Source organism: Paenibacillus sp. JJ-100 (genome assembly GCF_948329825.1).
Lineage (GTDB): Bacteria > Bacillota > Bacilli > Paenibacillales > Paenibacillaceae > Paenibacillus.
The window spans coordinates 199,731-214,465 of sequence record NZ_CAOJCM010000001.1; the positions used below are offsets into that span (position 1 = coordinate 199,731).

General features: G+C 44.4%; 13 protein-coding genes. 12 read left to right on the plus strand and 1 reads right to left on the minus strand.

What is annotated here, in order from left to right; genetic code table 11:
- Positions 1 to 9 precede the first annotated feature (9 nt).
- The 9 genes from PQG66_RS01040 to PQG66_RS01080 all read left to right on the plus strand — a co-directional run bounded on the left by PQG66_RS01040 (position 10) and on the right by PQG66_RS01080 (position 10,508).
- Positions 10 to 1,641, plus strand: a complete 1,632-nt coding sequence (locus tag PQG66_RS01040; RefSeq protein WP_272034151.1) for a S1C family serine protease — start codon at positions 10 to 12, stop codon at positions 1,639 to 1,641.
- A gap of 148 nt (positions 1,642 to 1,789) precedes the next feature.
- Positions 1,790 to 2,479 (plus strand): response regulator transcription factor, encoded by a 690-nt coding sequence (locus PQG66_RS01045; RefSeq protein ID WP_272034153.1) that lies wholly within the window; start codon positions 1,790 to 1,792, stop codon positions 2,477 to 2,479.
- Position 2,480: 1 nt separating this feature from the next.
- Positions 2,481 to 3,956: a sensor histidine kinase gene (locus tag PQG66_RS01050; RefSeq protein WP_272034155.1), complete on the plus strand. Its 1,476-nt coding sequence runs from the start codon at positions 2,481 to 2,483 to the stop codon at positions 3,954 to 3,956.
- 67 nt (positions 3,957 to 4,023) lie between these two features.
- The gene (locus tag PQG66_RS01055; protein ID WP_272034156.1) at positions 4,024 to 4,977 is read left to right on the plus strand and encodes a 4-hydroxy-3-methylbut-2-enyl diphosphate reductase; all 954 of its coding nucleotides are present in this window, start codon (positions 4,024 to 4,026) and stop codon (positions 4,975 to 4,977) included.
- Positions 4,978 to 5,264: 287 nt separating this feature from the next.
- Complete coding sequence (aroF, locus tag PQG66_RS01060) at positions 5,265 to 6,329, plus strand: 3-deoxy-7-phosphoheptulonate synthase (protein ID WP_272034158.1); 1,065 nt, start codon at positions 5,265 to 5,267, stop codon at positions 6,327 to 6,329.
- Between the two features lie 408 nt (positions 6,330 to 6,737).
- On the plus strand, positions 6,738 to 8,162 hold the full coding sequence (gene glnA, locus PQG66_RS01065; protein ID WP_272034161.1) for a type I glutamate--ammonia ligase: 1,425 nt from the start codon (positions 6,738 to 6,740) through the stop codon (positions 8,160 to 8,162).
- Positions 8,163 to 8,399: 237 nt separating this feature from the next.
- Positions 8,400 to 9,488, plus strand: coding sequence for a 3-phosphoserine/phosphohydroxythreonine transaminase (gene serC / locus PQG66_RS01070; protein WP_272034163.1), 1,089 nt, complete (start codon positions 8,400 to 8,402; stop codon positions 9,486 to 9,488).
- A 142-nt stretch (positions 9,489 to 9,630) separates the two neighbouring features.
- Positions 9,631 to 10,095 carry a tRNA (uridine(34)/cytosine(34)/5-carboxymethylaminomethyluridine(34)-2'-O)-methyltransferase TrmL gene (trmL, locus tag PQG66_RS01075; protein WP_272034164.1) on the plus strand — a complete coding sequence of 155 codons (465 nt, stop codon included), beginning with the start codon at positions 9,631 to 9,633 and terminating at the stop codon, positions 10,093 to 10,095.
- Positions 10,096 to 10,262: 167 nt separating this feature from the next.
- Positions 10,263 to 10,508 (plus strand): AbrB/MazE/SpoVT family DNA-binding domain-containing protein, encoded by a 246-nt coding sequence (locus tag PQG66_RS01080; protein ID WP_090919903.1) that lies wholly within the window; start codon positions 10,263 to 10,265, stop codon positions 10,506 to 10,508.
- Positions 10,509 to 10,591: 83 nt separating this feature from the next.
- Here the strand turns inward: PQG66_RS01080 and PQG66_RS01085 are convergent, their stop codons facing one another.
- Complete coding sequence (locus tag PQG66_RS01085; protein ID WP_272034174.1) at positions 10,592 to 11,503, minus strand: serine hydrolase domain-containing protein; 912 nt, start codon at positions 11,501 to 11,503, stop codon at positions 10,592 to 10,594.
- Between the two features lie 519 nt (positions 11,504 to 12,022).
- Between PQG66_RS01085 and PQG66_RS01090 the strand changes: the two genes are divergently transcribed.
- The 3 genes from PQG66_RS01090 to PQG66_RS01100 are packed head-to-tail and all read left to right on the plus strand — an operon-like array spanning position 12,023 to position 14,678.
- Positions 12,023 to 12,787 carry an alpha/beta hydrolase gene (locus PQG66_RS01090; protein ID WP_272034176.1) on the plus strand — a complete coding sequence of 255 codons (765 nt, stop codon included), beginning with the start codon at positions 12,023 to 12,025 and terminating at the stop codon, positions 12,785 to 12,787.
- An 11-nt stretch (positions 12,788 to 12,798) separates the two neighbouring features.
- The gene (locus PQG66_RS01095; RefSeq protein WP_272034179.1) at positions 12,799 to 13,758 is read left to right on the plus strand and encodes an ABC transporter permease; all 960 of its coding nucleotides are present in this window, start codon (positions 12,799 to 12,801) and stop codon (positions 13,756 to 13,758) included.
- Positions 13,759 to 13,775: 17 nt separating this feature from the next.
- A complete protein-coding gene (locus PQG66_RS01100; protein WP_272034181.1) occupies positions 13,776 to 14,678 on the plus strand; it encodes a carbohydrate ABC transporter permease in 903 nt (300 codons plus the stop codon).
- Positions 14,679 to 14,735 lie beyond the last annotated feature (57 nt).

Below are 14,735 nucleotides of genomic sequence, written 5' to 3' on the forward strand. Positions count from 1 at the left end.
TAGAGAGGCATGGACGAACGTAATTATAAATCGAATCGACAAGATGAAGAAAAAGAGACCTATCAAAATGAGAATCGTAATCCTGCCGGAAATGATGATTCCTCGTATTATTATTCTTATGGACCATTCCAGTCCGTGAATCAAGAAGATACAGCAAGCCGTCAAGAAGGTAATGTAGAGATTACAAGGCCTGATCCTGTAAAACCTGTACCTGTACACTACAACAGTGAGACCTCTGATTCAACTGGAAGGGGAGCCGGGGGCAGTGGCTCCGGCCATGCAGGACAAGGCAGTGGAAACAATCAAGGCAATTGGAACTATAACAGCCGCAAACCCCGGTCTTCTGTAAGATCGCTGTTGTTTTCTTTTATAGCCGGGATGCTGGTGATTACCGTATTGATGTATACCGCTGACAGAACGAATTTGTTCACGCCAGAAGCTGCATTAGTGAATAATAATGAAACGGCAGCTGAAGCTGCTGCACCGAGCAATACAGGCGGTAGTAATAATGTGACGGCGTCCTTACTGCCAACAGGTAAAGAGGATGTGTCATCCGTGGTGAAGCAAGCCAGTCCGGCCGTTGTTAAAATTGACACCCTTGCCAAACAGTCTTCACGCAGCGGTATTGGACGGGGCGGTGCAAACACGAATGATCCACTTTATCAATATTTCTTTGGTGGTGGATTCGGCGGACCAAGTGGAAATCAGGAACCAGACCAAGGTCAACAGCCTCAAGCAAGTAATCAGCTCGTACCGATGGGGATTGGCTCTGGATTTATTTTTGACAAAGAAGGATATATTCTGACGAACCAACACGTTGTTCAAGGTGCGGATGTCATTCAAGTAACACTTGAGAATCATAGCAAACCTTATGAAGCTAAACTGCTAGGAAGCAGTTTTGATCTAGACCTTGCAGTTTTGAAAATTGAAAAAAATAGTGGAGATAAAGATTTCCCTGTTGCGCCGCTGGGTGACTCTAACAATACACAAGTTGGTGAATGGCTTGTAGCGATCGGTAACCCGGAAGGTTTCGAGCATACGGTAACCGCAGGGGTCCTCAGTGCTAAAGAACGCACGATTAGTATCCCGGACCAAGAAACAGGCAAAACACGTGAGTACAGCCATTTGCTGCAGACAGATGCTTCCATTAACCCAGGTAACTCGGGCGGTCCGTTGCTGAATCTGAATGGTGAAGTCATCGGCATGAACGTTGCCGTAAGTGCGGATGCGCAAGGTATCGGTTTTGCAATTCCGTCGAGTGTCATGTCTGAGGCAGTGAAGTATTTGAAGGAGAATAAAGACGTTCCTAAAGAACCTGTGCCGTTTATCGGAGCTTCTCTTATGAACCTCACACCCGAAGTTGCAAAACAAATGGGAACGGATATTACCGAAGGTTCTGTGGTAGCAAGCACCGTGTACCAATCACCGGCATATATGGCTGACCTGAGACCATACGACATTATTACAGGTGCAAATGGTACACCTTACGCAACAAGTCAAGATTTGATTGACTTTATTAAAACACAAAAAGTCGGCGGAGAAATTACCCTGAATGTTCTTCGTGATGGCAAAAAAATAGACTTAAAAGTGAAGATTGGTAATAAGAATGATTTCAATACGGAACAAACACAGCAGCAATAATTGTCCGAGGAAACGCTTGGAGTAGAGAACGGAAGGGCTTGGCCCTTCCGTTTTTTGCACTGTGTCCCAATCCCAATGTGAGGAAGATGCGAATTGAGCTTTGGCCTGTTACAATGGGAGTACAACGATATGGTAAAGGAGAAAGACCATGCGCTCAACGATTTTAATTGTAGATGACGATGAAAAGATTGTGTCTATGCTGCGACGCGGCTTGGCATTTGAAGGATATGAGGTACAGACCGCTTCTAACGGAGCAGAAGGTCTTAGCAAGTTGATGGACAAGGAGCCAGATCTCGTGGTGCTCGATGTCATGATGCCACAAATTGACGGCTTCGAGGTGTGCCGCAGACTGAGAGAAGCCGGGAGCAAAGTTCCGGTATTGATGTTGACAGCTAAAGATGAAGTGCAGAGCAGGGTGACCGGATTGGATACGGGGGCTGACGATTATTTGGTGAAGCCGTTTGCGTTAGAAGAACTCTTCGCTCGGGTGCGTGCTTTACTGCGCCGCAAAGCAGATGTGGGTAGTGAACCGGATAACCGTCTGGTGTATGAAGATATTATTCTAGATAATGACTCACGTGAAGTGCTTCGGGATGGCAAACGTCTGGAACTGACGGCGAAAGAGTTCGAATTGCTTAATCTGTTCATGCAAAATCCGAGACGGGTATTGTCCCGTGACCTGATTATGGATAAAATCTGGGGATACGACTATAGCGGAGAGTCCAATGTCCTAGAGGTCTATATCGCGATGCTCAGACAAAAAACAGAAGAACATGGCGGCAAACGTGTCATTCAGACCATCCGGGGAGCCGGCTACATTTTGAGAGGTGACTCGTAACATGTCCATCCGGTTAAAACTAACCGCATGGTATTCAGGGATTTTGGCAGCCGTGCTGATTTTTTGGGGTGTTGTCATTTACGCGTTTGTATATTTTAATTCTTATCAGGAAGTTGAACATCAACTGTCGCAAAAAAGCAATAAAATTCTAAGTCAGATCAATCTGAACTTCTTTAATCAGCTGAATCTAAATCTAGATCCATTTACAGAGATTGAATTGCAAGGTTCCCAGATCTATATTCAGTTATCAGATTATGAGACAGGAAACAATAATCGCTCCAACAATATGGAGAAGGTAAATCTGCATTTCCCAGTTATGAGTGCCGAACAGTTGCTTCGTGAACCGGGAATAACAAAACTATATGTGAATGGAACACCATTTATGGTCAAACAAGATCCTATCATTATTAAAATCAATGGTGTTTCGAGCGTCAAAGGTGTTCTTCAAGTAGGGACTGTTGTGAATTCGCAAGAAAGTTTGTTTGAATCGTTACGAAACATTCTTGTATTTGGATGGCTTGTAGCTATGGCACTTGCGATTACCTCGGGCTTGATCCTTGCCCGTAAGTCTATGCGTCCTTTGGTTAATGTGATTGACGCAGCGAATAAGATACAGTCCGGGGATGATCTCAGTGTACGTATTCAATACACAGGACCGAAAGATGAGATTGGACGTCTAATTGAGACAGTGAATAACATGCTGGAGCGTACCGAGCTGTCCTTCCGAGGTCTGGAGGAAACCAATGCAGCACAGCGTCGATTCGTATCTGACGCTTCCCATGAGCTGCGGACGCCATTGACTACAATTCGGGGGAATGTCGATTTTCTCAAGAAGCTGTGGGATCAAGAGCAAGAGGGAGATGACAGGCCAAACCTGGATGAAGAAACGATTAAGCAGATGTCTCTGGAAGCAATAGAAGATATGGCCGATGAGGGCAAACGCATGAGCCGACTGATCAGTGATATGTTGTCACTTGCCAGAGCAGATACCGGACAGAGAATAGAGCTTAATCCCATTCCGCTTCAGATTCTGGTGCAGGAAGTGGCGCGCAGAGCGCAATTCCTAGATCGTCAAGCAGAATGGCTTCCGGGAAATCTATCGATCCTGAATGGCATTTATGTGAATGGAAGCAAGGATTATTTGCAACAGATGCTGTTCATTTTTATCGAAAATGCCTTTAAATACACCCCAGAGGGATCGGTTACACTGGATGCTATATTATACAAAGGGCAGGTTGGAATACGGATCAGTGATACGGGAATTGGCATGGAACGAGATGAGGTACCATTTATATTTGATCGTTTCTACCGGGCCGATGAGTCCCGCGGGGCAACGCCAGGTATCGGATTAGGATTATCCATTGCGAAATGGATTATCGAGGAGCATAACGGGTCTGTTGAAGTTGTAACAAAACGTGGAGAAGGGACCACCTTTATCGTATGGCTGCCGGTTGTCTTTGCTCCGCCTATTGAATAAAGGTATAATAGAAACGACTGCAATTACATCGGCTGTGTAGCCGAAAAAGAAAGCGGGTGGCAACCAAGTGGAAGTATTGCGAATTTCGCCGCGAGGATATTGTTACGGAGTTGTGGACGCCATGGTGCTTGCGCGTCAGGCGGCGCGTAATCTGGATTTACCACGTCCCATTTATATATTAGGCATGATTGTGCATAACAAACATGTGACCGATTCTTTTGAGGAAGAGGGCATTATTACACTTGACGGTCCGAATCGGATGGAGATTCTAAGTCAGGTGGAGAGCGGTACAATTATATTTACTGCTCATGGTGTATCACCAGAGGTACGGAAGATGGCTCGGGAGAAAGGACTCACTACAGTGGATGCGACATGTCCCGATGTGACCAAGACCCATGATCTGATTCGGGAGAAAACGGCTGAAGGATATGAGATTATCTATATCGGCAAGAAGAATCATCCTGAACCGGAAGGTGCAATTGGTGTTGCACCGGACCATGTCCATCTGATTGAAAAGGAAGAAGAGATTGAGGGACTGCAAGTGCCTGCGGGCAAAATTTTGATCACCAACCAGACAACGATGAGCCAGTGGGATATTAAACATATCATGAGCAAGCTGCTGGAGAAGTTTCCTGGGGCCGAGATTCATAATGAGATCTGTCTTGCTACACAGGTGCGTCAGGAGGCAGTTGCTGAACAGGCTGGCCAGTCTGACCTTGTGATTGTTGTGGGTGATCCGCGCAGCAATAACTCCAATCGTCTGGCACAGGTGTCAGAGGAGATCGCGGGTGTGACCGCCTACCGGGTGTCGGATGTCTCCGAGATCCAGCAGGAGTGGTTGAAAGGTGTTAAGAAGGTAGCTGTGACGTCAGGCGCATCAACACCAACACCTATTACGAAGGAAGTTATCCAGTATCTGGAGCAGTATGAGCATGATCAGCCAGAGACTTGGGAAATCAAGCGTACGGTGAACATGAGTAAATTGCTGCCTCCGGTTAGAGAGAAGACACGTACGACTTAATTTCAAAAGGGAACAGAAACATTCCAGTGTGCAGAACTTTCGGGTAATGCACGTTGGAATGTTTTTTTTTTGTCTATATTTTTCGTCTAGATTGAGCCCGATAGAATATCACTTCTTGACGTGAGGGATTAAATATGGTAAATTTGCTTTAGTGATTAAAAGCTTAAAAGCGAACAAGCGTTTAAGTGACACAGAGACGACCGTTCTAAAAGTGATATTTAAAATGAATAAACAATTCAGATGCATAGCGTAAAAAATGCTCTTATACAAGGAAGGATGGGAAAGTTATGATCGTAATTGCTGGCAAGAATACCTCGGAGGATCAGATCCAAGATATCGTTAATGTTATTGAAAAGGAAGGGCTTCAAGCACATGTATCTCGCGGAGAGGATCGCACTATCATTGGTCTAATCGGTAAAGTAGAACCGAAAATGCAGGAGCATCTGCGTCAGATGAAGGGTGTCGAGAATGTGGTGAAGATTTCGAAATCATACAAACTGGCAAGTCGTGACTTCCATCCCGAAGACACAGTGATTTCGATTAAAGGTGTAGATATTGGCGGCAAAGAGCTTGTCGTTATGGGCGGACCTTGCGCGGTTGAATCCGCAGCACAGATTGATGAGATTGCAGGACTTGTTAAAGCTGCAGGTGGGCAAGTACTTCGCGGAGGTGCTTTCAAACCTCGCACAGGTCCTTATAGCTTCCAGGGAACGGGTGTGGAAGGGTTGATCATGATGGCAGAAGCGGGTCAAAAACATGACCTGTTAACGATCACTGAAGTAATGACGCCTGAATATGTAGATATCTGTGCAGAGTATGCAGATATTTTGCAGGTGGGTACACGCAACATGCAGAACTTTGACTTGCTGCGCAAGTTGGGTGAATGCGGCAAACCGGTACTGCTGAAGCGTGGGTTCAGTGCGACATATGATGAATTGCTTAATGCGGCCGAGTACATTCTTGCAGGTGGCAATCCAAACGTCATGTTGTGTGAACGAGGTATCCGTACATTTGAATCTTACACACGTAACACACTCGATTTATCGGCCATCCCTGTATTGCAATCTCTGAGCCATCTGCCAGTTATCTCTGACCCAAGCCATGGTACAGGGCGTCGTGAATTGGTCGAGCCAATGACTAAAGCTTCGGTAGCTGCTGGAGCGAATGGTCTGATCATTGAAATGCATACAGATCCTGATAACTCTATGACGGGAGATGGCGTGCAGTCCTTGTTCCCTGATCAGTTTGCAAACTTGCTGCAAGATCTGGAGAAACTTGCTCCAATTGTGGGTAAAACATTCAATACAGCGAAACAGCCTGCTGCTTTCTTCCCGTCACGTGCAGGTGTATAAAGTAATCATGTCATTCTAAGGTTATACAGATTTGAACCGTACATCTTTTTATTGTTCGCCTTGAACAATTGGAAAGATGTACGGTTTTTCGTCTATTTTGAAGTTGTGAACATAATTATTAACCAAAGGCAAAAAAACATTTGTGATGTTATGTTTTTCAGAAATTCAGGTGATTATTAAGTTTGCTTCACCGCTTTGAACCGATCAAGTGTTAATATAAAACGTTGTTATATGAAATTTTAAATAATTCCAATGTAAGTATATCTAACATGGTTTTAAAAAATACCTTACATAAGTATTGACGATGTTATGTTTTGAATTTTATAATGACGACAGAAAAAATTCGAATATATAGACATTTTCTTCGTGGGGTTGTTTAATGTTCGGAATATTTGGGAGGACGAATACATGTCGGTTGAAAACGTATTGAAGTCAATTCAAGATAACAACATCGAGTGGGTAGATTTTCGTTTTGTAGATTTGGTTGGACGTGTGCATCACATCTCTTTGCCAGCTTCGGCTGTTGATGCAGACACGTTCGTAAATGGAGTAGCGTTTGATGGTTCTTCGATCCAAGGTTTTCGCGGTATTGAAGAGTCCGATATGGTTATGATGCCTGACCCTGAAGCGACTTATGTCGATCCGTTCACTGCACACCCTACACTGAATATTATGTGTGACATTTTTACGCCGGATGGGGAGCGTTATGAGCGTGACCCGCGCAGCATCGCAGTTAAAGCTGAAGCTTTCCTGCAAGAAAGTGGCGTAGGTACTACAGCGTTCTTCGCACCAGAGTCCGAGTTCTTCATCTTCGATGATGTTCGTTATGAGAGTGGCACGAACAGCTCTTCTTATTACGTAGATTCTGAAGAAGCAGCTTGGAACACCAACCGAAAAGAAGAAGGCGGTAATCTTGGCTTCAAAATCCGTACAAAGGGCGGATATGTTCCAGTAGCTCCTATAGATACCCAACAAGATATCCGCAGCGAAATGTGTCGTTTGCTTGAGGAAGCTGGTCTGTCCGTTGAGCGTCACCATCATGAAGTTGCAACAGCGGGTCAGGCTGAAATCAACTTTCGCTTTGATACGTTGAAGAAGACAGCAGATAACTTGCTTGTATATAAATACATTGTGCATAATACAGCACGTCAATATGGCAAAGCAGCAACGTTCATGCCAAAACCATTGTTCGGTGACAACGGTAGCGGAATGCACGTTCACCAATCTATCTTTGATGGGGATTCCCCACTGTTCTATGACAAAGGCGGATATGCTAACCTGAGTGAAATGGCTCTGCACTACATCGGAGGTATTCTGTACCACGCTCCAGCGCTCATTGCTCTAACAAATCCAAGTACAAACTCGTTCAAACGTCTTGTACCTGGTTACGAAGCACCGGTCAACTTGGTATACTCCAAAGGTAACCGTTCTGCAGCTGTACGTATCCCTGTAGCGGCTGTAACTCCTAAAGGCTGCCGGATTGAGTTCCGTACACCGGACTCCACAGCGAACCCTTACTTGGCCTTCTCCGCAATGCTGATGGCGGGTCTGGACGGAATCAAGCGTAAAATTAACCCGACTGAACTTGGGTATGGTCCACTCGACAAGAATATCTATGATTTGTCTGATGCAGACAAGGAAAACATCCGCAGTGTACCCGCTTCCCTCGAAGAAGCGCTGGATGCACTCGCAGCTGACCATGAGTTCTTGACTGAAGGCGACGTGTTTACGAAAGAGTTTATCGAAAATTACATCAATCTCAAACGTGATGAAGCTAAAGCTGTTGCGATTCGTATTCATCCGCATGAGTACAGCCTCTACTTCGACTGTTAATCAGTCGGATTCGGAACTAAAGTGGTTCCAGATCAAAGCCTCCGGGATTCGTTCTTGGAGGCTTTTCCTTGAATTAAACCGTTTATTGCTTTAACTTTGTAGGGTGATAAAGTAATTTGATGATCTGTATTGATAATTCAGTGCATATTGCCCTTGAAGCGGTTAGGGAATACTGATATCATAGCGATAATATTTACTTCATATGTCAGTTAAGGATGGAAAGGGTGGGCGATTTTTTTGACAAAGAGAGCGTATAATTTTAATGCAGGACCAGCGGCACTGCCACTAGAAGTGTTGGAGCGTGCTCAGGCGGAATTTGTAGATTTTCGTAATACAGGCATGTCTATTATGGAGATGTCCCATCGCGGGGCAGTATACGAGTCTGTACATAATGAAGCTCAGGAGCGTATTTTGTCTCTATTGGGAAGTCCAAAAGGTTATAAAGTGCTGTTCTTACAGGGCGGTGCAAGCACACAGTTCGCCATGGTGCCGATGAATCTGCTTGGTGCAGGTCAGACCGCAAGTTATATCATGACAGGCAGTTGGGCTAAAAAGGCTTTGTCTGAAGCGAAGCTGATCGGTGAGACACAGATTGCTGCTTCATCTGAAGCAGACAAATTCATGAAATTGCCGGATGTGTCAAACCTGGAATTGCCTGAACGTACGGCTTATGTTCACATCACTTCTAACGAAACGATTGAAGGCACACAGTTCAAGTCATTCCCTGATACTGGATCAGTACCATTGATTGCAGACATGTCGAGTGATATCTTCTGCAAACCGATTGACCTCAATCAGTTTGACATGATCTATGCCGGAGCGCAGAAAAATCTAGGTCCATCCGGAATTACAGTAGTGATCGCGCGAGAAGAACTGGTGAGTGAATCTCCTAAAACGATTCCGACCATGTTCCGATACAGTACTCACGTTGATAACAACTCCTTATATAACACACCACCGTCCTTTTCCGTATACATGGTTAATGAAGTGTTGAAGTGGATTGAAGAACAAGGTGGCCTAGCCGGTGTAGAGCAAAAGAATATTAAAAAAGCAGAGTTGCTCTACAATACAATCGATTCTTCCGGGGATTTCTTCCGTGGTTGCGTGGCATCAGAAGACCGCTCCTTAATGAATGTGACCTTCCGACTGGCTTCTGAAGAACTGGAAAAGAAATTTATTACAGCTTCGGAGCAAGAAGGTTTTGTCGGTCTGAAAGGGCATCGCAGTGTTGGGGGTCTTCGTGCATCCATCTATAACGCAGCTCCGTATGAGAGCGTAAAAGCTCTCACTGATTTTATGAAGCATTTTCAGCAGACGAACGGATAATGCTATACTGAGTAGAAGTGAGACTTCGAGACCTCAGCTATAGCGGGGTTGAGCCTTCCACATTGACGTGTGGAGGGCTTTTCTTTAGAATTAGAGGATTGTTGTACACTTGAATGTGAGATGAAAAGGGGATAAAACACATATGGCATTACACATCGTACTTGTTGAACCTGAGATTCCTGCCAATACAGGCAATATTTCTCGGACTTGTGCCGCGACTGGTACCCATCTGCATCTCGTACGTCCACTGGGATTCCGGACAGATGATGCAACTCTGAAACGCGCAGGACTGGACTACTGGCATGCAGTTCATATTGAGTATCATGATTCATTCGCAGAGCTTCAGGAAAAGTTCCCTGAGGGACGCTTTTTCTACGCAACCACGAAAGCTAAAAATCGTTATACGGATTTTGAATTTAAGGATGGCGATTTTCTTGTGTTTGGTAAAGAGACAAAAGGACTTCCTCCTGAACTCATTGCTGCCAACCCGGACACTTGTATGAAAATGCCAATGAGCGGTGATGTCCGTTCGTTAAATCTCTCCAATTCAGCGGCTATTATAGTCTATGAAGCGCTCCGTCAGCTCCAATTCCCAGGATTGGATTAGAGAAAACACGTCCAAAACCTTTCGAATCTGCTGAAAAAAACAATTTTCAAAAAAAGGACAAAAATTGTTTATTTACAGCAGGATTCGACAAAAATTTGGCGAATCTATAGATATAGTACTAATGTACCTAGAAATTCAGAGTGAGATAGGAGAGGTGTGCCGTAGCTATGAAGCCAGCCGGAGTAGTTCGCAAAGTTGACCAATTGGGTAGGATCGTATTGCCTAAATCTTTGCGTAAAAGGTATCAAATGAACGAGGGGGATCCTGTAGAAATTTTAGTTCAAGGGGATCATATTATCTTGGAAAGATACCGTCCAAAATGTATTTTTTGCGGATCAATGGAAGATGTCAATGATTTTAAAGAGCGTTACATATGCGCACAATGCTTAGAAGAAATGACTCAGCTTTCATAAAAAGTAAGAACAAAATCGCCATGGAATCTGAGGTTCCTTGGCTTTTTTGTTTTTGCTTACGTTAAGTACTGCACTGTTCCACACTAACATAGCATAGGTAAAATATGCTCCCAGACAGCATTCAGAATTCCTTGCATGTTCTCTTCCTCGCTGTTAATACTGATGACAGCCTGTATGGAAGGGAGGATAATACAGAATTGACCATAAGCTCCATCCGCTCGATAAGCATTATGGGAACAGATCCAGAACTGGTAACCATAGCCTTGTCCCCAATCCCCATCCCCGGTTGTCTCGATCTGTCTACTCGTAGCTTCTCGAATCCACTCAGAAGGAACCAGTTGTCTGCCATTCCAGCGGCCTTCCTGAAGAAGAAACTGTCCAAATCTACTTAATTCCTCATTATTCAACCACAACCCGGCACATCCGAGGGTAATTCCTAAGGGGGAAGTCTCCCATTCGATATTATCCAGACCTAGTGGTTCAAATAGACGTGGAATGAGGTAATCTTTTACTGTTTGACCTACAGCGGCTTGCAGCATGGCCGAAATCATAAACGTATCCCCACTGCTATATGTGAAATGCTCTCCTGGCATTCGGTCTAGTGATAAAGACATATAATGCTTCACCCAGTCCTTTTCTTGTAGCGAGGCTCGTTCGTCCGACCAAAGAGGCGGAGAGTCGTGACCAGAAGTCATACGAAGGAGGTCCCGGAGTTTGATTTCTCGTGGAGAGGGAAGCTCCAACGGACTTGGCTGGGCTTGATCATGCGGGAAGTAATCACCCAATGTGTTATCAAGATTAATCAGTCCTTCCTGAACTGCGAGCCCAACAGCCATGCAGGTAAAAGACTTGCTGACAGAATGCTGTAAACGTCGGTAATCTCCATTCTGATGCCATTCGTCCAGAAGCTGTCCATGCTGTAATACGCGTACAGATTGAACATTGAGCACTTGAGCTGTAATTATGTCGATGAAATCTGTTAGCTTGTTGGACATGATAACCCTCCAGTTTCAGGTGTTCACCTGAAGAAATTCAATCTGGTGAAACGTTTCCGTTAATCTATCGCAAAATTAGAATCCATGTTAGTACATTCTTAGATTGATGTCAATTTTGATTGAATAACACATATGTAATCCTAAATTTCATCACAAAAAATGTTCCTTTTGAGTTTAAAACACAAAAAAAGCCTGTTTTTCGATAATGTGACGCAGAAATTGTAAAAAGGTTATTGACAGGATTTACTGATCGGGATTATGATTTACTCGAAACGATTCGAAGAAATCGCTTCCAAGTTAATAGTTTGTAATCTTAACATGATTAAATCAGCGTTAAACACTTTTGAAACGATTCGAAAGAATCGTTTCGATATTCAAAGTGCACAACATTAGCAGAAAAAAGTAAAAGAACGAAAAGAACTAAATGAACAAAAAGAACCAAAGAAAGAAGAAAAGGGCTAAAAGAAAAAGAGGAAGCCATCCGCAGTAAAAAGCAGCAAGATGAAAGGGGTTACGATCATGGCACACATAACGATTGAAACCGGATCGTCCACACTATGCATGAATACGAGCATCCACGTGGTGTCCAGTGACTCCAGAGAGACTTCAGGCGGTACACTTTATCTGCTTCACGGGGCAGGTGACAATGCGAGTACTTGGCAGCGTCTGACCACCATTGAGATGTACGCAGCCCAGTATGGCTGCACCGTTATCATGCCAGAAGCCAATCGCAGTTATTACACGGATATGGAGTACGGCCTGAATTACTTCCACTACATCACGAAGGAATTACCCGACTTGTGTGGGAGATTACTACGACTGAATTCCGATCCAGCCCAAACGTATGTTGCCGGTTTGTCCATGGGTGGATATGGTGCACTGAAATGTGGGCTTACTTATCCGGAGCAGTACAGTAAAGTGGTGTCTTTATCCGGTGTAACGGACATACAAGCCCGTCTTCGTGATCCTCTTATGCCCGAAGGCATGATCAAAGAAATGAAAGCGGTTTTTGGAGAACGGTTACAGGTGAAGGCTGATCAGGATATCTATGCATTGTCAGCGGGTCTGCTGAAGAAAGGAAAACCTTTGCCTAAAGTGTTAACCTGTTGCGGGGACCATGATCCTTTTGTAGACATGAACCGGGACTATGCCAAGTACATGCAGGAAACCGCATTTGATTTTCGATATGTAGAGACTCCTGGTACGCATGAATGGAGATTTTGGGAGCAACATCTGAAAACGATGTTCGATTTTCTTTATAACGACAACACCATAGTAGAGTGAGGAGATGCGAATTGAAACCTGCAGCCGAAGGACCTAGCAAAAAGCTGAGGGCAAACATGCGTAGCAAGTCCATCTGGACTGAAATCTGGAAACACCGAATGACATACACCCTGTTGATTCCGGGAATGGTCTGGTTGATCCTGTTTGCCTATATGCCAATGGGAGGCCTATCACTTGCGTTCAAAGATTACAAGGCTAACCTTGGAATCTGGGGGAGTCCGTGGAGCGGATTTGAAAATTTTAAATACGTTTTCCGTGATCCAACTTTTATTGATGCCGTATGGCGGACGTTGTACATTAACATTCTGAAATTGATTATTCAGTTCCCATTCCCGATTATTCTGGCACTACTGCTGAACGAGTTGCGGATGCGCAGAGGGAAAAAGTGGTTCCAGACGGTTCTGACGTTCCCGCATTTCCTGTCCTGGATTATCGTATCTGGCGTAGTTATTAATGTGCTTGCGTATGACGGATTAGTAAACAGTGCGCTTGGATTGCTTGGACTGCCAACAATTAATTTCCTTGGATCCGAATCCAATTTTGTTCCCATGTTGCTGCTGACCGACATCTGGAAATCAAGCGGCTGGGGCGCAATTATTTTCCTGGCAGCGATATCCGGTATCGATCAGGACCAGTATGAATCTGCACAGATCGACGGGGCATCCCGAATGCAGCAGATGTTTCGAATTACGTTGCCCAATATTCTTCCAACGATCACCGTCATGTTTATTTTGTCCGTAGGCGGATTGATGTCTTCCGGTTTTGACCAGATCTTTAACTTGGCGAATGCGGCGACGAAAAATGTATCTGAAGTACTCGATGTGTATATTTATCGGATTACGTTCCAGTCATCCACCGACTTTTCATTCTCGACAGCGGTCAGCTTGTTCCGTTCCTTGGTGAACATGGTGCTGTTGCTTCTAGCTGACAGGTTTGCCAAGTGGCTTGGCGGTGACGGTTTGTTCCGATAAGAGAGGAGGAGAATGAGATGAGCAAAAAATCCGGAAGAAAACCGAAAATCGGTACCGAACGAATGACGATTCTGGATTACGTGATATTTGCTATTTTGCTAGTGCTTGCACTGATGATCCTGATTCCGTTCTGGAATGTCATTATGATCTCGTTCGCAACGCAAAAAGAGTATGCTGAAAATCCGTTTCTAATGTTTCCAAAAGAGTTCACGCTAGATTCCTACAAAGCCCTGTTCGCTGATGGAAGCATCCTGTCTGGTTACAAAAATACATTGATTTTGCTAGTTGTTGGTTTGCCTCTTAGCTTATTCCTGACAACAAGCATGGCATACGGTCTAAGTCGTGGCAATTTTCCATTCAAAAAAATACTTTTTTTCCTGGTCCTGTTCACCATGATCTTTAATGGAGGTATTGTTCCTCTGTATCTGATTATGAAATCACTGCACCTTACAGGAACGCTATGGTCCGTCATTCTGGCGGGAAGCTTCAGTGCCTTTAATATGATTCTGATGATGAATTACTTCTACACATTGCCTGAATCGCTGATGGAATCTGCACGGTTAGATGGTGCCGGAGAGTGGAGAATTCTCTTCTCAGTTGTGCTTCCACTGGCAACGCCGATTATGGCAACGATCACACTATTCTACGGCGTGGCTTACTGGAACAGTTGGTATGATGCGATGATCTTCCTGCGAAAAGCAGACCAGTTACCGCTGCAAAACGTGCTAAGAAACATCATTGTAACCTCCACAACGAATGCATCCAATGCATCGAGTGTAGACGCTGTGAAACTGAGCAGTTTCTCGATGGGGATGAAGATGGCTGCGGTATTTGTCACAATGGTACCCATTATGTGTTTCTTCCCAATGCTGCAGAAGCATTTTGCCAAAGGGGTATTAACAGGGGCTATCAAGACCTGATCATACACATAGGTTTTTAATGAAAAAGAAATTCGACTAAAAACATGGGGGTAAAAG